Genomic DNA, 26,345 nt, shown 5'->3' on the forward strand with positions numbered 1-26,345 from the left:
TGAGCGGCATGACGACCTCCACACAGGATGGCACGTTGGGGAATGCATCGGTCCGGGCGCGGACCGCACGCCGGCCGGAGGGTCGTTCGCTTACGGCCGGGTCAGTCGGCCCCGGATCGGTGCGGGCATCGCGGGATTGCCAAGGCGTCGGAAACCTCCGCGGTGTTCACCTGCCCAAACACTATCGAAAACTTCCTGCCTCCACCCGGTACAGTTGTCCGCCCGTTGACCGAATTGTCCGGCCGGAGCGTTGAGACAATTCCGCGTCAGGAGCAGGACACGGCGGTTTGCCATGCTGCAGCTCGTGCTTGACCCCACTTCGGCCCTGCCGCTTTCCGAGCAGATCGTGATCGGCATCCGCGCGCGCATCGACGATCGGGTGCTGCGCGCCGGCATGCGTCTGCCGACCATCCGCGACTTTGCCGAACGCCACGGCGTCAGCCGCTACACCGTGGTCGAGGCGTATGACCGCCTGGTGGCGCTGGGTTACGCGCGCTCCCGGCGCGGCTCGGGCTTCTACGTCGAGGGCCGCCCGGCACCTGCGGCCGGAACACCGGCGCGAGGGGAACTGGCGCGCATCTTCGCCAGCGCCGGATTGCTGCACCGCAGCATGGACGAATCCCCCAACCAGTTGAAGGTGGGCCTCGGCTGGCTGCCGGCGGAGTGGTACGACGAGGCGGGCGTGCGCCGCCATCTGCGCGCCCTGTCGCGCCAGCCGCGCGTCAAGCTCACCAGCTACGGCAGCCCGCAGGGCTACGCGCCGCTACGCGAGCAGCTGTGCGTCAAGCTCGCGGAAGCCGAGATTCCCGCGTCGCCGGAACAGATCGTGCTGACCGGCGGCGCCACCCACGCGCTCGACATCATCGTCCGCCACCTGCTCAAACCCGGCGACTGCGTGTTCGTCGACGACCCCGGGCCATGGAACCTCTTTGCCAACCTGCGCCTGTTCGGCGTCAACCTGATCGGCGTGCCGCGCCTGCCGCAGGGCCCCGACCCGGCAGTGCTCGAAGCCCTGCTCGGCGAACACCAGCCGAAGATGTTCTTCACCCAGTCCGTGCTGCAGAACCCCACCGCCTGCGACCTGTCGCCCGCGAGCGCGTTCCGCCTGCTGCAGCTGGCCGAGAAGCACGACTTCCTGGTCGTCGAGGACGACGTCTACGGCGACTTTCACCCCCGCCCGCCGACCCGCCTCGCCAGCCTCGACCAGCTGCGGCGCGTGATCTATGTCGGCAGCTTTTCGCACACCCTGTCGGGCAACCTGCGCGTCGGCTTCGTCGCCTGCGAGCCCGAACTGGCGGCCAGCCTGACCGACGTGAAGATCGTCACCTGTTTGTGCAGTTCGGAATTCGCCGAACAGCTGGTGTACCGGATGCTGACCGAGGGGCATTACCGCAACTACGTGCAGCGGCTGCGCGAACGCCTGCTCAAGACCGGCGCACGGACGCTGCAGATGCTCGAACGCAGCGGGTTCACCGAGTTCGCGGAGCCTGCGGGCGGCATGTTCGTCTGGGCGCGGGCAAAGGGGCGCGAGGACGTCGCCAAGCTCGCCAGCCAGGCCGCTGCCGAGGACATCATGCTCGCTCCCGGCCACGTCTTCCGGCCGCAGCTGCAACCCACCCCCTATCTGCGCTTCAATGTCGCCTACGCGCAGGATCCGCGGCTGGAGCGCTTTCTCAGTCGCGCGGGCGGATCGGCGCCGGCCGAAGTCTGACGGGAAGGATCAGGGACGGATCGACAAGCGCGGTTCAGTGCAGTTGACTCGTCGCCGGCAGGGGGATGCAGCCGCCGTCCCGCACCAGGCTCGCGAAGGCGGCCGCCGGGATGGGCCGGCTGCAAAGGTAGCCCTGCATCTGGTCGCAACGATGACGCCGCAGGAAGTCCAGCTGCGCGGCCGTTTCCACGCCCTCGGCGACGACCGTCTGGTTGAGGCTGTGGGCGAGCGAGATGACCATGCGCGCGATCGCGGCATCCTCGGAGGAGGTCGTGAGGTCGGCGACGAAGGACTGGTCGATCTTGACGCTGTCGATGAGGAAGCGCTTGAGGTAGTTGAGGCTGGAATAGCCGGTGCCGAAATCGTCGAGCGACACGAGGACGCCGATTTCCTTCAACGTGCGCAGCATCACGATGGTCCGCTCCGGATTGCTCATGACGCCGCTTTCGGTGACTTCGAGGTGCAATTGCCGGGCGGGCACGTCGGTCGAGCGCAGGGCCGTGTCCAGCACGCCGACGAGGTCGGCCTGCTGGAACTGCCGCGCCGACACATTGACCGCGACGCTGACGTCCGGCAGCCCCTCCTCGCGCCATGCCTGCAACTGCCGGCACGCGGTGTTGATGACCCACTCGCCGATCGGCACGATGAGCCCGGTTTCCTCGGCGACCGGAATGAAATCGGCCGGCGAGACCATGCCCAGCACCGGATGGCGCCAGCGGATCAGCGCCTCGGCGCCGACGACGCGCCCGTGGGCGAGCTCGACCTTGGGCTGGTAGTGCAGTTCGAGCTCGTCCTGCTCGAGCGCACGGCGCAGGCCGTTTTCGAGTTCGAGCCGTTCGAGCATGCGCGCGTTCATCTCGGGCGCGTAGAAACGGAAATCGTTGCGCCCCTGTTCCTTCGCGCGGTACATCGCGACGTCGGCATTCCTCACCAGCACGTCCGGCGACTCGCCGTCGCGCGGGTACAGGGCAACGCCGAGGCTGCCGGTGACGACCATCTCGTGGCACGCGAGCCTTATCGGCGCGGACACGGCCTGCAGCACCTTGGAGGCGAGGGAGACGGCGTCGCGCTCGGTCGCGAGGTGCGACATCACGATCATGAATTCGTCGCCGCCGAGCCGCGCCACCGTGTCGCCCTGGCGCACGCAGGCCGCGAGCCGCCGCCCCACCTCGCAGATCAGCTCGTCGCCAGCGTCATGGCCGAGGCTGTCGTTGATCAGCTTGAAGCGGTCGAGGTCGAGCAGCATCACCGCCACGGCGCCGGTGTTGCGCTGCGCGTGGATCATCGCCTGCTGCAGGCGGTCGTTGAGCAGGTTGCGGTTGGCGAGCCCGGTCAGCGCGTCGTGGTTGGCCTGCTGTTCGAGCTCCGCCTCGTAGCGCTTGCGGTCGGTGAGGTCGTTGAAGATCGAGATGAAGTGCGACACGCGCCCGCTCGGGTCGTGCATCGATGCGAGCGAGACCTCGTTCCAGAACTGCGACCCATCCCGGCGATAACAGCGCAGCGTCACCCGCGCATCCCGCCCGCGGCGCACCGCCTCGCGCAGGCGTTCGATGTCGGGCTGGTCCCAGTCGGCGCCGATCAGCAGCCGCGTGTTGCGGCCGATGATCTCCTCGGGGGCGTAGCCCGTCATCAACGTGAAGGCGGGGTTCACGTAGATCACCGGATTGTCGGCCTCGCGGTCCGCAGCGCTGATCACGATCGCATTGATGCTCTCGTCGATGGCACGGTTGCGCAGGCGCAGCGTCTCCTCGGTGCGCTGCTGCACGATGCGCGCACGCAGCGTATGGATGCCGTAGGCGACGTCGTCCGCCAGTTCGCCGAGCAGTTCGAGTTCGTCCGCGTCGAAGGCCTCCTTCTCGCGCGTGACGATGCACAGCACGCCGAAGACGTCGTCCTTGAATACGAGGGGCAGCACCGCGGCAGCCTGGAAGCCGCGCCCGAGCGCCGCCTCGCGCCAGCGCCCGACGCGCGGGTCGGTGGCGACATCGTGCACGACCTGCGGCTCGCGCGTGCGCACCGCCTCGCCCACCGGGCCGTCGCCGCAGGCATTGTCCCCCCACGAGAAGCGGAAGGATTTCAGCATCGCGGCGCCCTCGCCCGCCGCTGCGACCGTTTCCAGCGTGCGATCCGCGTCGTGCCACGCCAGGCTCACCCACGCGATGCCGTAGTTCCCGAGCTCGACGAGGAAGCGACACATGTCGGAGAGCAGTCGGCGCTCGTCGGTGGCGCGCACGAGCGTGCGGTTGCACTCGGCCATCACCTTGCGTGCGCGCAGCACGCGCCGCAACTGCGCCTCGACGAGCTTGCGGGTCTCGACCTCGCTCGCCAGATCCGCCGCGCGGCGTTCGAGTTCGTCGGCCTTCGCTGCGAGCTTGTCGGTCAGCACGCGCAGGTGTTCGCGCTCGAATTCGCTGTCGCTCGCGGGCGCGCTCCCTTTCGTTGCCTGTCCGGTCGCCTGTCCGAGCACTTCCTCCATCGCCTGGACGATGTCGTCCGGATTGCACGGCTTCATGAGGATGCGCGAGACGCCGAGGATGGAGGCGAGGTTGCGCACCTCGCGCTCGTTGTAGTTGGCGGTATAGAAGATGACGCGAGTGTCGGCGACCTCGGGATCGGCACGCAGGCGCCGCACGAACTCGTACCCGTCCATGTTGGGCATGAGGATGTCGCAGATGACCACGTGCGGGCGCTGCACCCGCACGATGTCGAGGCCTTCGACACCGTCCCCGGCCTCGAACGCCTCGTGCCCCTCGTAGCCCGCCAGGGCAACGATCAGCTCGCGGTTCATGGCATCGTCGTCTATGACAAGGATCTTCGCCATCGGCACGCACCCTCACTCGTCGGCTACCGGACCGGCCTTGCGCCGCCCGGCGCGCAGATAGGCTTCGACCTCGCTGACGAAGGTCTCCGGGACGATCGGCTTGGAGATGTAGCCGTCGAAACCGGCGAGCATGACCCGCGTCTGGTCACCCGACATGGAAAACGCCGTGACTGCGATGATAGGAATGTTGCGCAGGGTTTCGTGCGTGCGGATGTGACGAAGCATTTCGAAGCCGTCCATCACCGGCATGCGCAGATCGCTGACAATGAGCTCCGGCAAGGGCTCGCGGCACGCGAGCTCCAGTGCCTGCTGCCCGTCCTCGGCGATCAGCACGGTGTGCCCGGCTGCTTCGAGCAGATAGCTGACCAGCTCGAGGTTCGCCGGGTTGTCCTCGACGAGGAGAATGCGTGCTGCCATGGTCACCCCTCCGGCAGGACGAGCGAGAACGTGCTGCCCGAACCGGGCGCGCTCTCGACGACGATCTGCCCGCCCATGCGTTCGGCGAGCTTCTGGCTCAGGTGCAACCCGAGGCCGGTGCCCTCGGCGAACTTCCCGCTGCGCGGCATGATGCGCGAGAACGGCGCGAACAGGCGCTGGCAATCCTCCTCGCCGATCCCGATGCCCGTGTCGCAGACGCTCACCACCACCAGCGGCCGGCCGTTTTCCTTGCGGCGCGCGAGCCGCAGCGTCACGCTGCCGCGCTCGGTGAATTTGATCGCGTTCTGCACGAGGTTGATGACGATCTGGCTGAGCGCCCGCCGGTCGGTCAGGAGCTGCAGCGGATCGTCGGCCACCTCCTCGACCGCGAACGCCAGCCCCTTGCCTTCGGCCTGCGGCCGCAGGGTTGCGACGATCTCTTCTATGACTGCCCGGCAGTCCACCGGTTCGACGTTCAGCTCGATCTTGCCCGCCTCGATCTTCGCGATGTCGAGGAGATCGTTGATCAGCTCGAGCAGGTGCTGGCCGCTCGACTTGACGCGGCGCAGCTGCTTTTCCTGCACCTCGTTGAGCGGCCCCGGCAGCTGCATCAGCAAGGTGCCGGTGAAGCCGATGATCGCGTTGAGCGGCGTGCGCAGCTCGTGGCTCATGCTCGCGAGGAAGCGGTCCTTCGCGGCGTTCGCCTTCGCGAGCTCCACGTTCTTCTCGTGCAGCGCGCGCTCGAAGCGCTTGCGTTCGGTAATGTCGCGGATCGCGCTGGTCACCAGCGTGCCCTCCTCCGTTCCAAGCGGGCTGAGGCCGATCTCCACCGGGAATTCGGTCCCGTCCTGCCGCAGCCCGTAGAGCTCCAGCCCCATGCCCATCGCCCGCGTGCGCATCTGGCCGAAGTAGCCCGAACGATGCGCCACATGGGCGCCGCGCAGGCGTTCCGGCAGCAGCGCTTCGACTGGCCGCCCCAGCAGTCGGCCGCCCTCGTAGCCGAACATCGCCTCGGCCTGGCTGTTCGCAAACACGATACGCCCCGACGCGTTGACCAGCACGATGCCGTCGGGCATGGATTCCAGCAGCTTGCCGTAGCGCGCCTCGACGAGCTTCGCGTCACGCATCACCTTGAGCTGGGTGACATCCTTCGCGCAGAGGATCACATACTGCGGCCGCCCCTGCCCGTCTCGCACCAGCTTCGCCGAGATCGACACATACACGAGCGAGTGGTCCTTGCGCCGGCGCAGCGATTCGATCGCCGCCGCCCCCGCTTCCAGCACGTCGCGACGCAGGCCGCGCTCCTCGTCCGCACAATCCGCCGGCACGATCAGTTCGAGCAGGTCCCGTCCGACGACCTCGTCGGCCGGGTAGCCGAAAATGGCTTCGGCACTCCTGCTCCAGTGCCGGACGATCCCCTCGGGCGACTGCACCACGAACGCATCGGGCAACTCGTCCAGCAGGAGACCGCAAACGTCCATCGTCATAGGCACTCCCCCGATCGCGGCCCGCCCTCGAGGAGATGGGTTCGTGCTACGGCAAAATATCCCCGTCGATGGCGTATCTATAGCAAATCGGCGCCCTATATCCAACCAATTCCGTCGGATAATAACCATTGATTTGCAATGGTTTTCTGCCCCGGATGCCTCGTGGCAAGCATGTTCCGCGCATCTGCGCGGAACTCAGAGCAGGGCGTCGTCGAAGGCCGTCAGCGGCGCGCCGGCCGACTGCACGGTGCGCAGGTGCGCCGCGGCCTGCGGCGCGAAACTCGCCATCCAGAACCGGGCCAACTCGACGAGACTCGCGTGGTAGGCGGCGTCGCCCTCGCCCGCCGCCAGGCGCCGGCGAGCGGCGAGCACGAGCCGCGCCATCTGCCAGCTGCCGCAGACGGTGCCGAGGAGATGCAGAAAAGGCACGGCTGCCGCGAGCGCCTCGGCGTAGCGCTCCTTGCCCGCGGCGAGCAGCCAGTGCGTCGCTTCGCTCAACGCCGCGACGTTCTCGGCAAGGCCATCGGCGATCGGGCCGAAACCGGGCTCGACACGCAGCGCCGAAACCGTCGCACGCAGCTCGGCGATCAGCTCGCGCAGGGTCTCGCCGCCCTCGCGCAGGATCTTCCGCCCGACCAGGTCGTTCGCCTGGATGCCGGTCGTGCCCTCGTAGATCGTGATGATGCGCGAATCGCGCGCGAACTGCGCGATGCCGGTCTCCTCGACGAAGCCCATGCCGCCGAAGACCTGGATCGCATCCCAGCAGGCCTGCTGCCCGACCTCGGTGCACCAGCCCTTCGCGACCGGCATCAGCAGGTCGACGTAGCGCTGCGCCTTGCCCGCGACCGCCGCGTCGGGATGATGGTGGGCGGTGTCGAACCACGCCGCCGCCGTGTACAGCAGCGCCCGCATCGCCATCACGCGCGCGCGCAGCGACAGCAGCATGCGCTTGACGTCCGGATGGCACAGGATGGGCTTGCCCGCCTCGCCGGTGATCGCGTCGCGCCCCTGCACGCGTTCGCGCGCATACGCGAGCGCCATCTGGTAGGCGCGCTCGGCCAACCCCGCGCCCTGCACGCCGACGCCGAAGCGCGCCTCGTTCATCATGATGAACATGGTTTCCAGCCCGCGGTTCGGCTCGCCGACCAGCCAGCCGACCGCCCCGCCCGCATCCCCGTAGCTCATCGTGCAGGTCGGGCTGCCGTGGATGCCCATCTTGTGCTCGATTGAAATGCAGCGCACGTCGTTCTTCGCGCCCGGGCGGCCTTCCGCATCGGGCAGGTACTTCGGCACGAGGAAGAGCGACAGCCCCTTCACGCCCGCGGGCGCATCGGGCAGGCGCGCGAGGACGAGATGGACGATGTTCTCGGTGAGTTCGTGCTCGCCCCAGGAGATGAAGATCTTCTGGCCGACCACGCGATACGTGCCATCCGGCGCCGGCTCGGCGCGGGCGCGCGTCGCCGCGAGATCCGAGCCCGCCTGCGGCTCGGTGAGGTTCATCGTGCTGCCCCACTCGCCGCTCACCACCTTGGGCAGCCAGGTCTGCTTCAGTGGATCGCTCGCCGCGATGCGCAGGGCTTCCGCCTGGCTCACGTTCAACTGCGGCAGCATCGTGAAGGCCATGTTGGTGGAGAACCACATCTCCCATACCGGCGTCGACACCAGCTTCGGCAGCCCTTGCCCGCCGAACTCGACCGGCAGCGACAGCCCAATCCAGCCGGCTTCGACGTACTGCTGCCACGCCTCCTTCCAACCCTCCGGGCTTGTCACGCGCCCGTCCGCCTCCAGGCGGCAGCCCTGCAGGTCGCCCGCGCGGTTGATCGGCGCGAGCACCCCAGCGGCGAACTTGCCCGCCTCGCCGAGGATTGCCTCGACGACGTCCGGTGTCGCTTCCTCGCAGCCCGGCAGCGCCGCGACGGCGTCGAGCCCCGCAAGCTCGCGCAGGATGAAATTCATGTCGCGCAGCGGCGCGGTGTAGTCGGTCATGGTCAGCAGTACCTGTTATTGACCCGGAAATCACTTGCCGTTCAGGCTGAGCCTGTCGAAGCCTTTCCCTGTCCAGCCCTTTCGACAGGCTCATGGCGAACGGATGTATTCGATCGCCGGGGCCGATCAGCAATGAGTCACCGCGGAGCGAGCCTTATCGCGCCATCCAGCCGAATCGTCTCGCCGTTGAGCATCGCATTCTCGACGATCGAGCGCGCGAGCTGCGCGTACTCGGCCGGTTCGCCGAGCCGCGGCGGGAACGGCACCGACTCGCCAAGCGATTTCTGCACGTCCTCCGGCAGCCCCTTCATCATCGGCGTCAGGAACAGGCCCGGCGCGATCGTCACGACGCGGATGCCGAAGCGGGCGAGCTCACGCGCGATCGGCAGCGTCATCGACACGATACCGCCCTTCGATGCCGCATACCCAGCCTGACCGATCTGGCCGTCGTAGGCCGCGACCGACGCGGTATTGACGATCACGCCGCGCTCGCCGCCGGCATTCGCCTCGCCCTGCGCCATCGCCTCGGACGCGATCCGGATCATATTGAAGGTGCCGACGAGGTTCACGTTCACGATGCGCGCGAAGACGTCGAGCGGATGCGGACCGTCCTTGCCGAGCACCTTCGCCGCCGTGCCGATGCCGGCACAGTTCACGAGCCCCTGCAGGCCGCCGAAGCGCTCCCGGGCGAGCCCGACGCAGCCGCGCGCGTCAGCTTCCGAAGCGACGTCGGTGCGATGGAAGGCCGCACGCGGACCGAGCTCGTCGGCGAGCTTCTCGCCGGCGGTTGAATTGAGATCGGCGATGACGACGTTCGCGCCGGCCGCGTGGAAGGCGCGCACGGTGGCTTCACCGAGTCCCGACGCGCCGCCGGTAATGATGAAGGTGCTGTGTTCGAGTTGCATGAGACTTCCTCGATCGTAGGGCGGATGAGCCGAAGGCGTTATCCGCCGAATGGATTTACCTACCCGGCCCTCGATACCGTTGGGGCCGAGCCTGTCGAAGCACCCCGCCCTTCAACGAGATGAGGCCTAAGGGGAGTGCTCGACATGATTGCCATGTCAATAATCGTTGAGCATTCGGCGGAAGGCGCCTTCGGCTTTTCCGCCCTACGCGTTGCTGTTCTCGACGACGATCGCCACACCCTGGCCGCCGCCGCAGCACGCCGACGACACCCCGTACTGCAGCCCGGCCTCGCGCAGCTCGCGCGCCACCGTCGTCGTCAGCCGCACGCCCGACGCCCCCAGCGGGTGCCCGATCGCGATCGCCCCGCCATGCACGTTGGTCTTGTCGCGATCCAGCTCCAGCTCCTTCTCGCACGCGAGGTACTGCGCGCCGAAGGCCTCGTTGATCTCGACACGGCCGAGCTCGCCCACCCTCAACCCCGCCTTCGCCGCCGCCACGCGGATGGCCGGCGCCGGGCCGATGCCCATGATCTCCGGCGGCACCGCCACCGAAGCGCCGGCGACGATGCGCGCCAGCGGCTTCACGCCATGCGCCCGCACCCAGTCGCCGTGCGCGACGATCACCGCGGCCGCGCCGTCGACGATCGCCGAACTGTTGCCGCCCGTCTGCACGCCGCCGAAGGCCGGCTTCAGCTTCTGCAGCGTCTCCAGCGAAGTCGGACGCACATGGCCGTCGCGGTCCACGCACTCGGCGCGATCAGCAAGCTTCAGCGCGCGCGGGTTGTAGCCCGGCAGATCCCACTTCGCATTGACGACGGGCACGACCTCGTCCGCGAAATACCCCGACTCCCACGCGGCGCAGGCGCGCGCGAAGCTCTGCGCGGCGAAGCGGTCGACCTCTTCGCGCGAGATGCCGTAGCGCTTGGCGAGGTTCTCGGCGGTGTCGCCCATGCTGTCGCCCGGCGCGGTGTCCTTGGTCGCCTCCCACAGGAAATCGCGGAAATCGAGTTGTCCCATGCGAAAGCCCGCGCGGTGCGTATAGGCGGCGATCGGGTTCCGCGACATCGACTCGGTGCCCACGCACAACGCGACCTTCGCCTTGCCGAGCGAGATCTGGTCGGCGCCCGCAAGGATGGTCTCGAAGCCGGTGCCGCACAGGCGCTGCACCAGCAGCGCCGGCACGGCCGGATTCACCCCCGCATACAGGCCGATATGGCGCGGCAGGAAGTAGGCGTCGAAGCTCGCCTGCGCCATGTTGCCGGCGACGATCGCGTCGATCTCGCCGGCCGGGATGCCGCTCTTTTCGAACAGCGCGCGCGCCGCGAAGATCCCGAGGTCGGTCGGCGACACATCGCGCAGCGGGCCGTTGTAGTCGGCGAAGGGCGTGCGCTGCCCGGCCACCAGCCAGATGTCGTCGTAGGCGCGCGCGTGCGCCGCGGCCTCGGATGCTGAGTAAGGATTAGTCATCGCTGCGGTCCCTGTCCCTTGCGTTGCAGGAAGTGCCCGATGCGCTCGGCGACTTCCGGGCTGGTCTGTGTCAGTGCGGCGGTCAGCGATTCGACGAACAGGCCGTCGTCGCTCGCGAGGTTGTCGATGCGCGCGACGGCCGTGACCATCGCCCAGTTCGCCATCGGTGCGTTCTCGGCGATGCGGCGCGCGAGCTGCTGCGCCTTCGCCAGCGCCTCGCCGGGGCCGACGAGGTAGTGCGACAGGCCGAGGCGCTGGCCCTCGTCGGATTCGAGGATGCGCCCGGTCAGCATCATTTCGCACATGCGCCCCGCGCCGATGATCTTGGCGACACGCACCGAGGCGCCGCCGCCGACGAAGATGCCGTGGCGGCCTTCGGGCAGCTGGTAGATCGTGTTCGGCTCGGCGACACGCACGTGGGTCGCCGTCGCCAGCTCCAGCCCGCCGCCGATCACCGCACCGTGCAGCGCCGCCACCACCGGGATGCCACCGTTCTGGATGCGGTCGAACACGCGGTGCCAGCTCCTCGAGTGCTGCATCACGCCGAAGGGGTCGCGGTGCTGGTGCTCGGTGAGATCCAGCCCGGCACAGAAGTGCTCACCTTCGCCGCCGAGCACGATCACGCGCGTGCCTTCGGGCACCGCGGCGAACGCGGCGTCGATGGCGTTCAGGAGGCGGTCGCTGATCGCGTTGCGCTTTGCAGGGCGCGCCAGCATCACCGTGTAGATGTCGTTCTCGAATGAGGTCTTGACCAGTTCTTCGCTCATGGGGCGATCCTTTTATTTAAACCCGGCAACTCACTTCCGTTCGGGCTGAGCCTGTCGAGGCCCTGCCTGTTTCCTTCGACAGGCTCAGGGCGAACGGCTGTCCTCGGTTGCCGTCTTGACGTTCATGCTGTGATGACCGCCTTGTCGGGCATTTCCGCGTACAGCGCCGCGACCAGATCCTTGCGCCGCGCCAGCACCGCGCGCTGATTGATGTAACCCTTGTCGGTGATCTCGCCTGCCTCCACCGACGGCGGCTCCGCCATCAGCATCGCCCGCGCCGCCACCGTCGAGGACCCGCCGCCGCCCTGCGCCAGCGCATTCATGCCCAGGCGCACGCGCGCCAGCACCGCCGGATTCGCCAGCACCTGCTCGACCGGCGCATCGGCCGGCAGACCGGGGCACAGCGAGCGGCACTCGGAAACGTTCGGGAACACCAGGAAACCGATCTCGTCGCGGTCGTGGCCAGTCACGACGATGTCCTGGGCGACGGGTTTCAGCGCGTCGATGCCCTTCACGCGCAGCGCGCCGACATGCACCCAGGTCCCGGTCAGCAGCTTGAAGTCTTCGCCGACGCGGCCGTCGAACAGCAGTCCCTGCTCGGGCCGCGCGGGATCGACAAACTCGACCGCATCGCCGATCAGGTAGAAACCCTCGTCGTCGAAGGACTTCGCCGTCAGTTCCGGCTGCTTCCAGTAGCCGGGGAACACGTTCGGCCCGCGCACGCGCACTTCCAGCTTGTCCGCGCTCGGCACGAGCTTGAGTTCCGTCCCGGGCACCGGCACCCCGATCACCCCCGAGCGCACCGCCTGGAAGTGGCAGTCGGTCGCGAGCGGCGCAGTCTCGGTCGAACCCCACGACGACACCATCGCGACGCGATGGCCCTTGGTGTCCTCGGAGAGGTTTTCCAGCTCGGCCCACAGGTGCTGCGGCAACGCCGCACCGGCGTAGAAAATCAGCTTCAGGCGCCCGAAGAACGCTTCGCGCAGTTCGCGATCGCGGCGCAGTTCCGGCACCAGCATGTCGTAGGCGCGCGGCACGCTGAAGTAGATCGTCGGCGACACCTCCCTGATGTTGCGCAGTGTCCTGGCAAGCAGCGCCGGCACCGGCTTGCCGTCGTCGATATAGAGGCTGCCGCCGCAGCGCAGCACCATGTTGAGGTTGTGGTTGCTGCCGAAAGTGTGGCTCCACGGCAGCCAGTCCACCAGCACCGGCGGCTCCTCCTTCAGGAAAGGCCACACCAGTTCCTTCGCGAGCTGGCTCGCGCACAGCATGCGTTGGGTGTTGATGACCGCCTTGGGCGTGCCGACCGACCCCGACGTGAACAGAAACTTGGCGATCGTGTCCGGCGTGATGCGGTCGAAAGCACGCATCACCGCAGCCTCGTCGCTCGCAGCCTCGATGTCGGAGAAGGCGATGCAGCCTTCCGTTTGCGCACTGCGGCGTCCAGCGACAACGACGCCATCGTGCAACGGCGCGATCGCCTCGATCGCCGCGCCGAATCGGGCGACGTCGTCGGCATAGACCACGCCCGGCCGCATCAGCTCGATGTTGCCTTTCAGCTTGGCGAAATCCTTCGACATCAGCGAATTGCCGGTCGAGATCGCGCACGCGGGCACACCGACGTGCATCGCCGCGTACATCAGCAACGCATGCTCGATGGAGTTGTCGGAAAGGATCACGACCGGCCGTTCCGCAGACAGGTTCTGCCCCAGCAGCCAGGTCGCGATCGCGACCACACGCCGGCGCGCCTCATCGTAGCTCACCCTGTCCCACTCGCCCGCCGCGTTGCGCTCGGCCAGGAACACGCGCTCGGGTGCTTCCCGCGCCCAGTGTTCCAGCCACTCGCCCACGCAGCGCGCATAAGCCTGCGGCAGCGGGATGCCCGAGCGCAGGACGCGGCTGCCGTCGGGCCGTTCCTCGATATTCACGACCGGGCGCGCGAACATCGCGTCGGTCTCGTTGATCACAGTACTCATGAATCGTCCCCGCGTGCGCCGCTTACTTGATCAGCTTGTAGTTGCCGCTGTCGATCTTCACCAGCACGTGCGAGCGCTCGTCCAGGCCGAAGTGGTCGTTCGCGTTCATGTTGAAGACACCGTGGCTCGCGACGACCTCCTTGTTCCCCTCGAGCGCATCGCGCAGGGCTACGCGGAATTCCGGGGTGCCCGCCTTGGCTTTCTTCAGCGCGACCGGCACTGCCTGCTCGATGAGCCGCCAGGCGTCGAAGGCATGGCCGGCGAAGGACGAGAACGAGCCGGCGCCATATTTCTCCTCGTACTTCGTGACGAGCCCCTTGCCCATGGCCTTCGACGGATGGGAATCGGGAATCTGGTCCGCGACCACGACCGGCCCGACCGGAATGATCACGCCGTCGGCCGCCTTGCCCGCGACCTTGAGGAAGGCCTGGTTCGCAACCGCATGCGTCTGGTATACCTGCCCCTTGTAGCCGCGCTCGACCAGCGTGGTCTGCGGCAGGGCAGCGGGGCTACCCGAAGCGGCGACCAGAATCGCGTCCGGCCGTGCCGACACCAGCTTCAGCACCTGCCCGCTCACCGAGGTGTCCGAACGCGCATAGCGCTCGGTCGCGACCAGCTTGATGCCCGCCTCTGCGGCCTTGGCGGTCACCGAAGCCAGCCAGTCCTCGCCGTACGCGTCCGAGAAGCCGATGAAGCCGAGCGTCTTCACTCCGCTCTGCTTCATGTGCCCGACCACCGCAGCGGCCATCACGCTGTTCTGCTGCGGGGTGCGGAACACCCACTTGTTGCGCTCAGCCGGCAGCGACACCGGACTGATCGTGACCTGCGGCGTCGCGCTCTCGTTGGCCACCTCGGCGATCGCGGCGGTCGCCGGCGTCGTCGACGAACCCACCAGCACATCCACCTTGTCCTCGCTAACCAGCTTGCGTGCGTTCTTCGTCGCCAGCGTCGGATCGGTCGCATCGTCGAGCACGATGAAATTGACCTTCTCGCCGCCGATCTGCGTCGGCAGCAGCGCGAACACGTTCTTCTCCGGAATCCCGAGCGAAGCACCCGGCCCGGTCGCCGACAGCGAAACGCCGATCGTGATGTCGGCGAGCGCCGGCGAACCGTACGAGGCGGCGGCGATCGAGCACAGCACTGCGAGTTTCTTCACCTGCATGTCTCACTCCTTTGGTCTCTTGACGCCCGACTGTGTCGGGTCGAATGGTTGGCGACTCGAGCCGCTCTGTCGCCGGTAGTCACTTCGTGCCGGCATGGTGTGAAAGTTAGCAGCGCTATTCTCACTTGTCAAACACTTGTTCAACTAGTTTGTAATGTTTTTGCGCCCCTATCCGACATCACCCCGCCAGCTTGTCCTGGTGCTTGCCGCCCAGCCCCAGATAGGACTCGATCACCCGCGGATCGTCGGCGAGTTGCTTGGCCGGCCCTTCCATCGAGATCTCGCCGGTCTCCAGCACATAGGCGTAGTCGGCGACCTGCAGCGCGGCGCGCGCGTTCTGCTCGACCAGCAGGATCGACACGCCGCGCCGGCGCAGCTCGCTGATGATGCGGAAGATTTCCCGCACGATCAGCGGCGCGAGCCCCAGGCTCGGCTCGTCGAGCATCAGCAACTTCGGTTTGGCCATCAGCGCCCGCCCCACCGCGAGCATCTGGCGCTCGCCGCCCGAGAGCGTGCCGGCCATCTGCGCCTTGCGCTCCTTGAGGCGCGGGAAGAGGCCATACACCTCCTCCATCGTCTCGCCGTGGTCGCGCTTGCCCATGCGGTAGCGCTGGAAGGCGCCCAGCAGCAGGTTGTCCTCGACGCTCATCTCGGCGAAGAGTTCGCGCTTTTCCGGCACGAGGTTCATGCCGCGCGCGACCATGCGCTCGACCCGCGGCACGTACTCGGCCTCGCCGTCGAAGGTGACCTGGCCGCGCGACTCCAGCAGGCCCATGATGGCGGAGAGCATCGTCGTCTTGCCCGCGCCGTTGGGGCCGATCACGGTGACGATCTGGCCTTCGCCGACGCGCAGGTTGGCGTTCGACAAGGCCTCAACCTTGCCGTAGGCGACGCACAGGTCGCGCACTTCGAGCACCGCGCGCGGGGTGCCGGGGGCGGTGTCGAGCGTCTGCTCGATCACGTCCCTCATCGCATTGATCTCCACGCTCATGCCGTTCATTCCACACCTCCGAGATAGGCTTCGAGCACCGCCGGGTTCTGCTGCACTTCCTCGGGCAGGCCTTCGGCGATCTTCTGGCCGAACTCCATCACGACGACGCGATCGACGAGGCCCATCACGAAGTCCATGTCGTGTTCGACGAGAAGAATCCCCATGCCTTCGCCCCTGAGCTTCTTCAGGAGCTCGGCGAGTGCCTGCTTCTCCTTGAAGCGCAGGCCGGCGGCGGGCTCGTCGAGCAGCAAGAGGCACGGGTCGGCGGCGAGTGCGCGCGCGATCTCGAGGATGCGCTGCTGGCCCAGCGCGAGGCTACCGGCGGCGTCGAACATGTGCTCGGCGAGCCCCACGCGCTCGATCTGGCGCGCCGCTTCGTTGAGGAGCCGCGCTTCCTCGCCGCGGTCGAGGCGCCACGCGGCCGGGAACACGCCCTTGCCGCCCCGCAGGTGCGCACCGATGGCGACGTTCTCGAGCACGCTCATCGTCGGCAGGAGCTTCACGTGCTGGAAGGTGCGGCTCATGCCCATGCGCGCGATTTCTCTTGAGCCGTGGCCGGCGACCGACTGGCCGAGAAACAGCACCTCACCCGAGGTCGGCGTGTCGACGCCCGAGATCTGGTTGAACATGGTGCTTTTCCCCGCGCCGTTGGGGCCGATCAGCGCGAGGATCTCGCCGGCCTTCACCGAGAGGCTCATCGCGTTGTTGGCGACGAGCCCGCCGAACTTCCTTGTGACCTCCTTCGCTTCGAGGATCACGTCCCCGCGCGCCGGCAAGGGCTTTCGCGGCAGCGGTTCGGCCGCGGCGTCGAGCGTGCGACGCGTCGCCCGCACCGGCACGAGGCGCGCGACGATCGGCCACAGGCCTTCGCGCGCGCGCTGCAGGATCACGACCATCATCAGGCCGAAGAAGATCACTTCGAAATTGCCGCTCTCGCCCAAGAGCCGCGGCAGGAGGTCCTGCAGCCACTGCTTGGCGATGGTGATGACGCCCGCGCCGAGGAGCGCCCCCCACACCTGCCCCGCGCCGCCCACCACCGCCATGAAGAGGTACTCGATGCCGATGTGCAGCCCGAAGGGCGTGGGGTTCACGAAGCGCTGCATGTGCGCGTACAGCCAGCCGGAGGCGCAGGCATGGAGCGCCGCGATGACGAAGATCACCATCCTTGAGCGCGCGGTATCCACGCCCATCGCCTCGGCCATCACCATGCCGCCCTTGAGCGCGCGGATCGCGCGGCCTTCGCGCGAGTCGAGGAGGTTCTGGGTGGTAAACACCGCCGACAGCAGGAACACCCAGATCAGGTAGAAGATCTGGCTGCCGTCGGTGAGTTCGTAGCCGAACACCGCGATCGGCGGGATGCCGGTGAGGCCCGTGTGGCCGCCCAGCGTCTCGAGCGTGCCGAAGAGGAAGTACAGGCTGATGCCCCACGCGATGGTGCCCAGCGGCAGGTAGTGGCCGGAGAGCCGCAGCGTCATCGAGCCGAGCACGAGCGCGACGGTGGCGGTGAACACGAGGCCGACGACGAGCGCGAGCCACGGCGAGCCGCCCGCCCACGCGAGCCAGGACGGCAGATCGGTCGCGGTGGTGAGCACCGCGGTGGTGTAGGCCCCGAGGCCGACGAAAGCGGCCTGGCCGAAGCTCGTGAGGCCGCCGACGCCGGTCAGCAGCACGAGGCCGAGCGCCACCAGCGCGTACAGGCCGATGTAGTTCAGGAGCGTGACGTAGAAGGGCGGCATCACGAGCGGCGCCCCCAGCAGCAGGGCCAGGAACAGGCCCAGGACAACGCGCGGCTTCATTCCTCTTCCTCCACGTGGTGGCTGGTGAGCGAGCGCCACAAGAGCACCGGGATGATCAGCGTGAACACGATGACTTCCTTGTAGGCGCTGGCCCAGAAGGAGCTGAAGGCTTCGAGCAGGCCCACCAGCAGCGCACCCGCGGCGGCGATGGGGTAGCTCGCTAGGCCGCCGACGATGGCGGCGACGAAGCCCTTGAGACCGATAAGGAAGCCCGTGTCGTAGTAGATGGTCGTGATCGGGGCGATCAGCACCCCGGAAAGCGCGCCGATCGCCGCCGCGAGGAGGAAGGTGAGGCGCCCCGCGAGCGCGGGCGAGATGCCCATCAGGCGCGCGCCGTTGCGGTTCATCGCGGTCGCGCGCAGCGCCTTGCCGTAAATCGTGCGGCCGAAGAACTGGTACAGCGCGACGATCAGCACGATCGAGGCGACGACCACCCACAGCGTCTGGCCGGTGACCATCATCGGGCCGAGCTCGAAGCGCGCTTCCGAGAAGGCCGGCGTGCGCGAGCCTTCGGCGCCGAAGAAGAGCAGCCCCAGGCCCACCATGCCGACGTGCACCGCCACCGAGATGATCAGCAGGATCAGCACCGACGCGGCGGCGACCGGCTGGTAGATCAGGCGGTACATCAGCGGCCCCAGCGGCACCACCACCAGGAGCGCCAGCAGCACCTGCACGGCGAGCGGCAAGGTCGCGAGCGGCAGGGCGTAGAGCAGGCCCGCGAGCACCAGCGGGTAGCCCGCGTTCCACGCCAGCACGTTGGCGATCCGCCCCTTCTGCCCGCTGGCGAGCGCATGGCGCGCATCGAGCGCCGCCGCGAGCACCCCCGCCCCGACGAGCAGCCACAGCGTCGCCGGCACCGTGCCGGCCTGGATCATGACCAGAGTGAGCGCGCCGTACGCGACAAACTCCCCCTGCGGAATGAAGATCACCCGCGTCACGGCAAACACCAGCACCAGCGCGAGCGCGAGCAGCGCATAGATCGCACCGTTGGTGATGCCGTCCTGCGCGAGCAACAGCGCTATCTGGAAATCCATGGACGAACTCCGGCTGTCCGCGTCGAGACGCGGAAACACAAGAGATGAAAAAAGGAAGGAAGTCGCGGGCCGCGAGGGCTAGGCGGGCGTCATCGACGCCGCACCGGCACGCCGGACGAGGGAATCGCGCACGGGCGGGGCCGGGGCACGGCTGAGGCAGGGGGTGGTGGTCATTGGTTTGTCTCCGGTCTTGGCCGCCCCGAAGCGGGTGCGGCGGGTGGCGACCTCGATGGTCGCTCTCGAGTTTTGCTCCCGCGGGCACGCCCTGACGGTGCCCGGACAAGCTACAGCCACCAAACAGACTTGTCAAACAGTTGTTCAAGTAGTCTAATCAACCCCGAAACGCGCACAGATCTCCGTCCGTACCCGATCCCGCGACGAATGCAGCGCAGCCTCCCGCACGCTATGATTCCCGCCCATCCCCCCACCGCACCAGCCTTGATGACCTCTGCCACGGCAGCCGCCCACGACGATCCGCCGCTTTCCCCGACCGAGGTCGGGATCCTGCGCCTGGCGCACGATGAGCCCGAACTCGGGCAGGCCGCCGTCGCCGAACGCCTGCGCCGCGCCGGTCTGACGATCTCCGCTTCGGGGGTGCGCTACATCTGGCAGAGGCACGGACTGGAAACGACCGCCAAGCGCCTGCAGGCGCTCGCCGACGCGACCCCCGAAGGGCTTGCGGCGCTCACCGACAGCCAGCGCGAGCTCCTCGAACGCGGCACGCTCAGCGCCCAGCTCGCGTCCGCCCCGTGCGACGGCACGCGCAACCAGGAGGAACCGCTCGACCGCCGCCAGATCATCCTCAACGCCGCGGCCGAACTGTTCTCTGACCAGGGCTACGACCGCAGCTCGATCCGCGACATCGCGCGCAAGGTCGGGCTGCTGCCCGGCTCGGTCTACCACCACTTCGCGTCCAAGGACGAGCTCTATCTCGCGGTGCATCGCGAAGGCTTCCAGCGCGTCATGGGCACGATCACAGCGGAAATCGAAGCGCTTTCCGATCCCTGGGAGCGCCTGCGTCGTGCCTGCGAGGTGCACGTCGCGCAGATGATCGAAGGCCCGGCGGTCGAACGCATCACCGGACACAGCCTCGCGCTCATCGGCAACCACGAACTCCTCGCGAAGATCCAGCCCGCACGCGAAGCCTACGAACAGCTCTTCCGCGATCTCGTCACCGCCCTGCCCGTCGTTCCCGGCACGGATCGCTCGCTGCTGCGCCTCTTCCTCCTTGGTGGCATGAACTGGGTCTATCTGTGGTACCGCGAAGGCCGCCGCACGCCGCGCCAGATCGCCGACGCGATGGTCGAGATGGTGCGCCGGGGCGTCGCGCCGTCCTGAGCCGACGCCCCGTGTCCTTGCCTTTCCGTCGCGATCCGCCATAACTCAAATGGGTGATCGGAGACAGCCATGTTCAAGGACAGGGAAGACGCCGCACGCCAGCTCGCGGCCAGGCTCAAGGGGCGCCCGCTGAAGGATCCGCTCGTGCTCGCCATCCCGCGCGGCGGCGTCGTCACCGGAGCCGTTCTCGCGCGCGAACTCGGTGCGGAACTCGACGTCGTGCTCGCGCGCAAGCTGCGCGCCCGCTACGACCCCGAACTCGCGATCGGCGCGATCGGCGAGGACGGCGAGGAATACCTCGCCCGCTTTGCCTACTCCGTGATCGGCATCGACGACGACTACCTCGTGGAGGAGCGGGCGCACCAGCTTGCCGAGATCGAACGCCGCAGGGAATACTTCCGCGCCGTGCGGCCCGCCGCCGCGATCGCCGGCCGCTCGGTCATCGTCACCGACGACGGCGTAGCAACCGGCGCGACGATGCTCGCCGCCTTGCACGTCATCCGCGCCAGGCAGCCGGACGAACTGATCGTTGCCGTGCCGGTCGGCCCCCCGGACACGCTCGACACGCTCGCACGTCACTGCGACCACGTCGAAAGCGTCCTGAGGCCGGCCTGGCTGGGCGGCATCAGCGGATTCTACGGCGACTTCACCCAGGTCGAGGACGAAGAGGCGATATGCCTGCTGCGCGACCACCAGCTTTCACGCGTCGCGCCGCGATGACCCCGATGCCGGGGCCGTATCTGCGCCTGTCAGCGTGCGAATCGGCCCCTCGAACGCAACGATCGTGAAATTTGCACGCGGCAAGCAAATAAGCAAGCTTGCATACTGCGCGGAAACACGTATACCGCGCATATTCAGTTACTATTACTTACAGTCCGTGACATATTATCGTGCTGCTAGCTGCGGACAAGGTGCGCAGTCGGCAGGCCCCTCACTGACAAAGGCCCCGGCGATCGAAGAATCCGACCAATGCGCGATCTACAGCTTCCGCACACCGTCACCACTGCGATCGAAGGCGCAAACGTACCGCCCTTGCCCCAGGTGTTGCTCCGCCTGATCCAGCAGGTCGATGACGAATCATCCACGATCGACAGCCTGGCCGCCATCGTGAGCCAGGATCCGGGACTCGCGGCGCGCATCCTGACCGCGGCCAATTCGGCGGCGTACTACCGCAGCACCGCATTGGGCGACATCAAGTCCTGCGTCGTGCTTCTCGGCACGCGAATGGTCCGCTCGATGGCGACCAGTCTCGCCGTCAAGCGCCTGTTCGACGCCGACCGGGGAGCCGTTGCTGCCGATCTCACCGATTTCTGGCGCCACTCCCTCGTGGTCGCCGAAACGAGCCGTGCGGTCGCCATCGCGACCGGCTATCCCAAGCCCGACGAAGCCTATCTCGCAGGCCTCCTGCACGACGTCGGCCAGCTCCTCCTGATGTCCGCCCTGGGCGAGCAGTACGCATGGCTGCTGTCGCAGACCGGGACCGAGGACAAGCTGCTCGAACTCGAACGCAGCAGCCTGTCGACCGATCATGGCGAAGTGGGCACCTGGATGGCAGACCAGTGGAAGCTCGACAGCGAACTCGCCGACGCGATCCTGTTCCATCATGCGGACGCGGCGGAGATCGCGACGGCTTCGTCCCTGCCGCGCCTCGTGTGGTTCGCCGACGCCCTCGCCCGCGGCGTGGAGGGCCCCGTTCCGTTCGAGGAACTCGCCATGACGCTCCTTGGGGCGGATGCGAGTTTCGACCCGGGCCGGACCCTGGCGCGCGCACTCGACCATGTGCAGGTGATCGCCACCGCGATGGGCGTCGCGGCGCGGCCCGAATCCGACGAAGCGTCGCCGGCGCGCACGCTGCCCAACGTCACGGTGCTCGCCCCCCCCAGCCCCCACCAGGAAGCGGATCGCGCCCTCGCCGACCACATCCGCGACATGGCGGTCATGCATCCGCTGCAACAGGACCTGTTCACGCTCACCAGCGACGAGGAACTGCTGGGCGCCCTGCGCGAATCGGCGCGCATCCTGTTCGAGCTCCCGCGCATGGGCTTTCTCCTCATCGACCGCGAGTCGGGCGAGCTCACCGGCACCTCGATCGCCGGGCAGGCAGCCATCTTCCGCCAGACGCGCATTGCGCGCGGCATCGATGCCGGCCTCGCGACACGCGCGCTTGCCGAGCGCGAGGTGTGCAGCAGCTTCGACGACGGCCCGGCCCATCGCGAATCCCTGCTTGACCGCCAGCTTGCGCGCACCTTCGGCAGCGAAGGTATCCTCGCCCTGCCGATGGTGGGCAAGCGGCGCATCGTCGGCGTGATGCTGTTCGCCCTGGGCCGCGCCGAGCATGCCCGGCTGAAGCGCCGCACGCCGTGGCTGCAGAACTTCGGCCGCATCGGCGGCATGAGCGTCGAGGCCTGGCAGGACGCGACCTCCTACCGCAAGCAGGCCGAGGACGAGGCCGCTGCGGCCTTCCGCCTCCAGGCGCGGCGCGTCGTACACGAAGCAGGCAATCCGCTCGGCATCATCAAGAGCTACCTGCGCATCCTCGACCAGAAGCTCCCGGAAAACAGCGAAGTCCGGCACGAACTCGACGTCCTGCGCGACGAGATCGACCGCGTGGCGGGTATCGTGCGGCGCATGAACGAGGTCCCGCCGCCCGCCACCGAAACCGCGTCCGTGGCCGTCAATGCGCTGGTGCGCGAGCTGCTCGCCCTGTACGCGGCACCGCTGTTCGGCGACAAGGGCATCGCCATCACGAAGCACCTCGGCGAGGACAGCGACCGTGCGGCTTGCGATCCCGACAGTTTGAAACAAATTCTCGTTAATTTATGGAAGAACGCCGCCGAGGCGACGCCTCAAGGCGGCCGGTTCGACATCTCGGTCCTCGACGGCGTCATGGAGAATGGCAAGCGACACGTCGAGATCCGCATGGAAGACAGCGGCACCGGAATGCCCGACGAGGCAATCCGCAACCTGTCCTTCCCGGACCCGTCGCACGCCCAGGCCGAACGCGGCCACGGGCTGTCCATCGTCGGCAGCCTCGCCGCCAGGATCGGTTGCAGAATTTCATGCCGCAGCAAGGCGGGCGTCGGCACCACGCTCTCGCTCCTGCTGCCGTGCGTTCAGGTTTCATGATGCTTGCGAGTCGGCACTGCGCGTGACGCCCGCTTCGGAGAACTTCGATGGAGATTGGCAACAGCCTGTTCTCGGCGACAAAGGCCGGCCCCCCCGCGCGCACCACGGCGCGGGTGCTCATCGTCGATGACGAACCGCGCATCCGCGAGGCCTATGGCGCGCTGCTCGCAGCGGAAGGACGCGAGGTCCTCACCTGCGCCAACGCCATGGACGCTATGGCGCACCTCGGCAGTGCCGACATCGATGTCATGGTCCTGGACCTGCACCTTCCCGACATGCACGGCACCGAGATCATGGCGTGGATGGGCGAAGCCGGCATCGACACCGCCGTGGTGGTCTTCAGCGGCGACGACGCCATCGACTCGGCCATTCTGGCGCTGCGGCGGGGCGCCTGCGAATTCATCCGCAAGCACGCGAACCCCGAAGAGCTGATCCGCACCGTCGACAAGGCCATCAGCCGGCGTCACCTCGAACGCGAGAACGCGCGCATGACGGCCCGCCTCGAAGAATCGGAGCGTCTGCACCGCTTCCTCGTGGAACACTCGCCCGACATCATCTACACGCTCGACCCGGAAGGCCACTTCGTCTTCCTCAATTCCCGCATCGAAACGCTGCTCGGCTACAGGCGTGGCGAACTGATCGGCAAGCACTACTCGCTGATCGTGCACCCCATGGACCTCGACCAGGCGCGCAGCGCCTTCGCCGAACGCCGGGTCGGCCTGCGCGCGACCATGAACCGCGAAATCCGGCTGCGCTGCCGCAATCTCGACGTGCGCACCTTCGAGAACCGCACCATCGTCGCGATGCTGAGCTCACAGGGCATCTACCAGCAGGAGGTCGATGACGGCGACGGGAAACGCTTCATCGGCACCGCCGGCGTCCTGCGCGACATCACTGAGCGCAAGCACGCCGAAGAGACGATCAGCTACCAGACCTACCACGACCTCCTGACCGGGCTGCCCAACCGCGCGCTGTTCCGTGACCGCCTCAAGCTCGCGATCAGCCAGGCACGCCGCCGCGGCGAGGTGGTCGGGCTGATGTACATCGACCTCGACCGCTTCAAGCTCGTGAACGACACGCACGGCCAGATCGAAGGCGACGAGCTGCTGAAAAGCTTTGCCCGGCGCGTGCGCGAATGCCTGCGCGCCGGCGACACGATGTCGCGCCAGAGCGGCGACGAGTTCACGATCCTGCTGCCCGACATCGCCGACGCGCAAGCGCTGCAGCGCATCGCCGAGAAAATCGTCGCCGCGCTGCGTGCGCCCTTCACCGTGGGCGGACGCGACTTCCGCTGCACGGCGAGCATCGGCCTGGCCGTCTTCCCGGACGACGCCGACAGTGTCGACGATCTGCTGCGCGATGCCGACATGGCGATGTGCCAGGTCAAGGCACAGGGCAAGAACGGCTTCATGCGCTATGCACCGGAGATGCACCGCAGCCACAGCGAACGCGTCGATCTCTCGAACGAACTGCGCATCGCCATCGAGAGCGATCAGCTGACGCTGCACTACCAGCCGCAGATCGACCTGGTGCACGGCCGCGTGACGGGCGTCGAGGCGCTGGTGCGCTGGCAGCATCCGGAGCGCGGCCTGCTCGGCCCCAGCATCTTCATCCCCCTCGCCGAGGAAGAAGGGCTGATCTTCCCGATCAGCGACTGGGTCCTCAACGAAGCCTGCCGCCAGCAGGCGAGCTGGCGACGTAGCGGCCTCACCGACCTGAAGGTCGCGGTGAACATCTCGCCGCTCGAATTCAACCGCGCGGATGTCGTCGAACGCATCCTCCTGCCGATCCGCACCCACCAGGTGCCGCCCGAGAGCATCGAGATCGAGATCACGGAGAACCTGCTGATGGACGACGCGGAGAGCGTGATCGCCAAGGTGCAGGAACTGCGCAAGCACGGCCTGCGCATCTCCATCGACGACTTCGGCACCCGCTACTCGTCGCTGAATTACCTGCGCCGCTTCCCCGTGAACACGGTCAAGATCGACCAGACCTTCGTCCGCGACCTGGACAGCACCGGCCGCCAGTCACCGGTCATCAGCGCGATCGTCGGCATCGCGCGCGGCTTTGGCCTGAGCGTGCTGGCCGAAGGCGTGGAGACGGCATTCCAGATCGAGGCGCTGCTGCAGCACGGCTGCGACGTGATGCAGGGCTTCCACTTCAGCCGCCCGGTTCCGGCCGAGGAAGTGCAGCGCTACATCGAGGCGCAGGCACTGGCAACGCTCTAAGAAGCTCTAACAAAACGAGAATAGGGGCTGTTCACCCTCGATTTCATTTGTAAACCTCTGGCACCGTCGCCTGAACATCCCGGGGCTTGCGAACCGGCGTCGCGATCCCCGAAACTCTCCGGACGCAAGCTGAATTGCCGGGGAGAAGAGGGAACTTGAGGACAGCAGCGCAAGTAGGGGCGGCGAGGGTGCCATCATGAAGCGGATCGATCTCGTCTCGATGCAGCTCTTTGTCGCGGTATGCGAGACAGGCGCGATTGCGAAAGGAGCGGAGCGCGAGCATATCGTCGCTTCGGCCGTCAGTAAGCGGCTCCTCGAGTTGGAACAGCTCTTCGGGCTACGGCTCCTCGAACGCGGCGCACGCGGCGTGAAGCCCACTGCCGCCGGCGAAGCGCTCCTCTTTCACGCGCGCAACGTGCTGCGCGGCGTCGATCTCCTGCATGCGGAGCTGTCCGAGTACGCCCAAGGCGTGCGCGGCCATGTGCGCATGCACGCGAACATCTCTGCGGTCGTCGAATTCCTGCCCGAAGACCTGCGCGCCTTCATGACGGCGAACGAAGGCATCAAGATCGACCTGCAGGAACATCTGAGCACCGACATCCTGCGTGCGGTCCGCGAGGGGCGGACCGATCTCGGCGTCGTGTCCGGCGCGGGCGAGCTCGACGGCCTCGAATACTATCCCTATCGCTGCGACCAGCTCGTCCTGCTGACGCGGCCGGACCATCCGCTCGCGGCGATGGAAGAGACGAGCTACGTCGCGAGCCTCGCCTACGACCACGTCGGCCTGAGCCAGAACAGCGCGCTCTTCACGCTGCTCGAAAACGCCGCGGCGGAGGCAGGCATGGCCCGGCGCCTGCGCATCCACGTCACGAGCTTCGACGCCCTGTGCCGCATGGTGGACGTCGGCCTCGGCGTCGGAGTCGTTCCGGAACGCGTCGGGAGCTTCTTCGCGTCCGCGCTCGGGCTGCGGCTGATCCGGCTGACCGACAACTGGGCGAAACGCCAACTCCACATTGTCGTCCGGGATGCTGCCTGTCTTCCCGCCGCGGCCCGCCTGCTGCTCGCGCACCTGACCGCCTGATCCGGCGAGCCGTCTCCAAACGAGATGGCTGCCATGGCGAAGCACCGTTTTT

18 protein-coding genes are annotated in these 26,345 nt (G+C 67.5%); 6 read left to right on the top strand and 12 right to left on the bottom strand.

Features of this window, described 5'->3' with window-relative positions; all coding sequences use genetic code 11:
* The first annotated feature begins 292 nt into the window (after nucleotides 1–292).
* The gene (locus tag CDA09_RS14700; RefSeq protein WP_121429333.1) at nucleotides 293–1,711 is read left to right on the top strand and encodes an aminotransferase-like domain-containing protein; all 1,419 of its coding nucleotides are present in this window, start codon (nucleotides 293–295) and stop codon (nucleotides 1,709–1,711) included.
* A gap of 34 nt (nucleotides 1,712–1,745) precedes the next feature.
* Here the strand turns inward: CDA09_RS14700 and CDA09_RS14705 are convergent, their stop codons facing one another.
* The 12 genes from CDA09_RS14705 to CDA09_RS14760 all read right to left on the bottom strand — a co-directional run bounded on the left by CDA09_RS14705 (nucleotide 1,746) and on the right by CDA09_RS14760 (nucleotide 18,520).
* On the bottom strand, nucleotides 1,746–4,532 hold the full coding sequence (locus CDA09_RS14705) for an EAL domain-containing protein (RefSeq protein ID WP_121429334.1): 2,787 nt from the start codon (nucleotides 4,530–4,532) through the stop codon (nucleotides 1,746–1,748).
* A 12-nt stretch (nucleotides 4,533–4,544) separates the two neighbouring features.
* Nucleotides 4,545–4,949: a response regulator gene (locus CDA09_RS14710; protein WP_121429335.1), complete on the bottom strand. Its 405-nt coding sequence runs from the start codon at nucleotides 4,947–4,949 to the stop codon at nucleotides 4,545–4,547.
* Nucleotides 4,950–4,951: 2 nt separating this feature from the next.
* Nucleotides 4,952–6,436: a PAS domain-containing hybrid sensor histidine kinase/response regulator gene (locus CDA09_RS14715; RefSeq protein ID WP_121429336.1), complete on the bottom strand. Its 1,485-nt coding sequence runs from the start codon at nucleotides 6,434–6,436 to the stop codon at nucleotides 4,952–4,954.
* A gap of 195 nt (nucleotides 6,437–6,631) precedes the next feature.
* Nucleotides 6,632–8,422, bottom strand: coding sequence for an acyl-CoA dehydrogenase family protein (locus tag CDA09_RS14720; RefSeq protein WP_121429337.1), 1,791 nt, complete (start codon nucleotides 8,420–8,422; stop codon nucleotides 6,632–6,634).
* A 137-nt stretch (nucleotides 8,423–8,559) separates the two neighbouring features.
* Nucleotides 8,560–9,327, bottom strand: a complete 768-nt coding sequence (locus CDA09_RS14725) for a 3-hydroxyacyl-CoA dehydrogenase (RefSeq protein WP_121429338.1) — start codon at nucleotides 9,325–9,327, stop codon at nucleotides 8,560–8,562.
* 204 nt (nucleotides 9,328–9,531) lie between these two features.
* The gene (locus CDA09_RS14730; RefSeq protein ID WP_121429339.1) at nucleotides 9,532–10,794 is read right to left on the bottom strand and encodes a thiolase family protein; all 1,263 of its coding nucleotides are present in this window, start codon (nucleotides 10,792–10,794) and stop codon (nucleotides 9,532–9,534) included.
* Nucleotides 10,791–11,561 carry a crotonase/enoyl-CoA hydratase family protein gene (locus CDA09_RS14735; RefSeq protein WP_121429340.1) on the bottom strand — a complete coding sequence of 257 codons (771 nt, stop codon included), beginning with the start codon at nucleotides 11,559–11,561 and terminating at the stop codon, nucleotides 10,791–10,793. The genes CDA09_RS14730 and CDA09_RS14735 overlap by 4 nt, the downstream gene beginning before the upstream one ends.
* Nucleotides 11,562–11,683: 122 nt before the next feature.
* Entirely contained in the window at nucleotides 11,684–13,537 is a 1,854-nt protein-coding gene (locus CDA09_RS14740; RefSeq protein WP_121429341.1) for a feruloyl-CoA synthase, read from the bottom strand.
* Nucleotides 13,538–13,559: 22 nt separating this feature from the next.
* On the bottom strand, nucleotides 13,560–14,699 hold the full coding sequence (locus CDA09_RS14745) for an ABC transporter substrate-binding protein (protein WP_121429342.1): 1,140 nt from the start codon (nucleotides 14,697–14,699) through the stop codon (nucleotides 13,560–13,562).
* 178 nt (nucleotides 14,700–14,877) lie between these two features.
* A complete protein-coding gene (locus tag CDA09_RS14750; protein WP_121430688.1) occupies nucleotides 14,878–15,669 on the bottom strand; it encodes an ABC transporter ATP-binding protein in 792 nt (263 codons plus the stop codon).
* Between the two features lie 26 nt (nucleotides 15,670–15,695).
* Nucleotides 15,696–17,486 carry a branched-chain amino acid ABC transporter ATP-binding protein/permease gene (locus tag CDA09_RS14755; protein ID WP_121429343.1) on the bottom strand — a complete coding sequence of 597 codons (1,791 nt, stop codon included), beginning with the start codon at nucleotides 17,484–17,486 and terminating at the stop codon, nucleotides 15,696–15,698.
* The gene (locus CDA09_RS14760; protein ID WP_121429344.1) at nucleotides 17,483–18,520 is read right to left on the bottom strand and encodes a branched-chain amino acid ABC transporter permease; all 1,038 of its coding nucleotides are present in this window, start codon (nucleotides 18,518–18,520) and stop codon (nucleotides 17,483–17,485) included. Before CDA09_RS14760 ends, CDA09_RS14755 begins: the two co-directional genes overlap by 4 nt.
* Before the next feature lie 441 nt (nucleotides 18,521–18,961).
* Between CDA09_RS14760 and CDA09_RS14765 the strand changes: the two genes are divergently transcribed.
* The 5 genes from CDA09_RS14765 to CDA09_RS14785 all read left to right on the top strand — a co-directional run bounded on the left by CDA09_RS14765 (nucleotide 18,962) and on the right by CDA09_RS14785 (nucleotide 26,293).
* Nucleotides 18,962–19,858, top strand: coding sequence for a TetR/AcrR family transcriptional regulator (locus CDA09_RS14765; RefSeq protein WP_121429345.1), 897 nt, complete (start codon nucleotides 18,962–18,964; stop codon nucleotides 19,856–19,858).
* 69 nt (nucleotides 19,859–19,927) lie between these two features.
* Entirely contained in the window at nucleotides 19,928–20,578 is a 651-nt protein-coding gene (locus CDA09_RS14770; protein WP_121429346.1) for a phosphoribosyltransferase, read from the top strand.
* Between the two features lie 249 nt (nucleotides 20,579–20,827).
* Nucleotides 20,828–22,984: an HDOD domain-containing protein gene (locus CDA09_RS14775; RefSeq protein ID WP_121429347.1), complete on the top strand. Its 2,157-nt coding sequence runs from the start codon at nucleotides 20,828–20,830 to the stop codon at nucleotides 22,982–22,984.
* Nucleotides 22,985–23,031: 47 nt separating this feature from the next.
* On the top strand, nucleotides 23,032–25,212 hold the full coding sequence (locus CDA09_RS14780) for a putative bifunctional diguanylate cyclase/phosphodiesterase (protein WP_121429348.1): 2,181 nt from the start codon (nucleotides 23,032–23,034) through the stop codon (nucleotides 25,210–25,212).
* Nucleotides 25,213–25,408: 196 nt separating this feature from the next.
* Entirely contained in the window at nucleotides 25,409–26,293 is an 885-nt protein-coding gene (locus CDA09_RS14785) for a LysR family transcriptional regulator (protein ID WP_121429349.1), read from the top strand.
* The last annotated feature ends 52 nt before the right edge of the window (nucleotides 26,294–26,345 follow it).

The sequence above is a fragment of the Azoarcus sp. DN11 genome, assembly GCF_003628555.1.
Lineage (GTDB): Bacteria > Pseudomonadota > Gammaproteobacteria > Burkholderiales > Rhodocyclaceae > Aromatoleum.

Bases quoted from the DNA above. Each gene is read 5' to 3' on its own strand.
- CDA09_RS14750 (WP_121430688.1), bottom strand. From the start codon at position 15,669: ATGAGGGACGTGATCGAGCAGACGCTCGACACCGCCCCCGGCACCCCG.
- CDA09_RS14765 (WP_121429345.1), top strand. From the start codon at position 18,962: ATGACCTCTGCCACGGCAGCCGCCCACGACGATCCGCCGCTTTCCCCG.
- CDA09_RS14740 (WP_121429341.1), bottom strand. From the start codon at position 13,537: ATGAGTACTGTGATCAACGAGACCGACGCGATGTTCGCGCGCCCGGTC.
- CDA09_RS14735 (WP_121429340.1), bottom strand. From the start codon at position 11,561: ATGAGCGAAGAACTGGTCAAGACCTCATTCGAGAACGACATCTACACG.
- CDA09_RS14745 (WP_121429342.1), bottom strand. From the start codon at position 14,699: ATGCAGGTGAAGAAACTCGCAGTGCTGTGCTCGATCGCCGCCGCCTCG.
- CDA09_RS14700 (WP_121429333.1), top strand. From the start codon at position 293: ATGCTGCAGCTCGTGCTTGACCCCACTTCGGCCCTGCCGCTTTCCGAG.
- CDA09_RS14785 (WP_121429349.1), top strand. From the start codon at position 25,409: ATGAAGCGGATCGATCTCGTCTCGATGCAGCTCTTTGTCGCGGTATGC.
- CDA09_RS14775 (WP_121429347.1), top strand. From the start codon at position 20,828: ATGCGCGATCTACAGCTTCCGCACACCGTCACCACTGCGATCGAAGGC.
- CDA09_RS14715 (WP_121429336.1), bottom strand. From the start codon at position 6,436: ATGACGATGGACGTTTGCGGTCTCCTGCTGGACGAGTTGCCCGATGCG.
- CDA09_RS14720 (WP_121429337.1), bottom strand. From the start codon at position 8,422: ATGACCGACTACACCGCGCCGCTGCGCGACATGAATTTCATCCTGCGC.
- CDA09_RS14770 (WP_121429346.1), top strand. From the start codon at position 19,928: ATGTTCAAGGACAGGGAAGACGCCGCACGCCAGCTCGCGGCCAGGCTC.
- CDA09_RS14710 (WP_121429335.1), bottom strand. From the start codon at position 4,949: ATGGCAGCACGCATTCTCCTCGTCGAGGACAACCCGGCGAACCTCGAG.
- CDA09_RS14725 (WP_121429338.1), bottom strand. From the start codon at position 9,327: ATGCAACTCGAACACAGCACCTTCATCATTACCGGCGGCGCGTCGGGA.
- CDA09_RS14760 (WP_121429344.1), bottom strand. From the start codon at position 18,520: ATGGATTTCCAGATAGCGCTGTTGCTCGCGCAGGACGGCATCACCAAC.
- CDA09_RS14780 (WP_121429348.1), top strand. From the start codon at position 23,032: ATGGAGATTGGCAACAGCCTGTTCTCGGCGACAAAGGCCGGCCCCCCC.
- CDA09_RS14705 (WP_121429334.1), bottom strand. From the start codon at position 4,532: ATGGCGAAGATCCTTGTCATAGACGACGATGCCATGAACCGCGAGCTG.
- CDA09_RS14755 (WP_121429343.1), bottom strand. From the start codon at position 17,486: ATGAAGCCGCGCGTTGTCCTGGGCCTGTTCCTGGCCCTGCTGCTGGGG.
- CDA09_RS14730 (WP_121429339.1), bottom strand. From the start codon at position 10,794: ATGACTAATCCTTACTCAGCATCCGAGGCCGCGGCGCACGCGCGCGCC.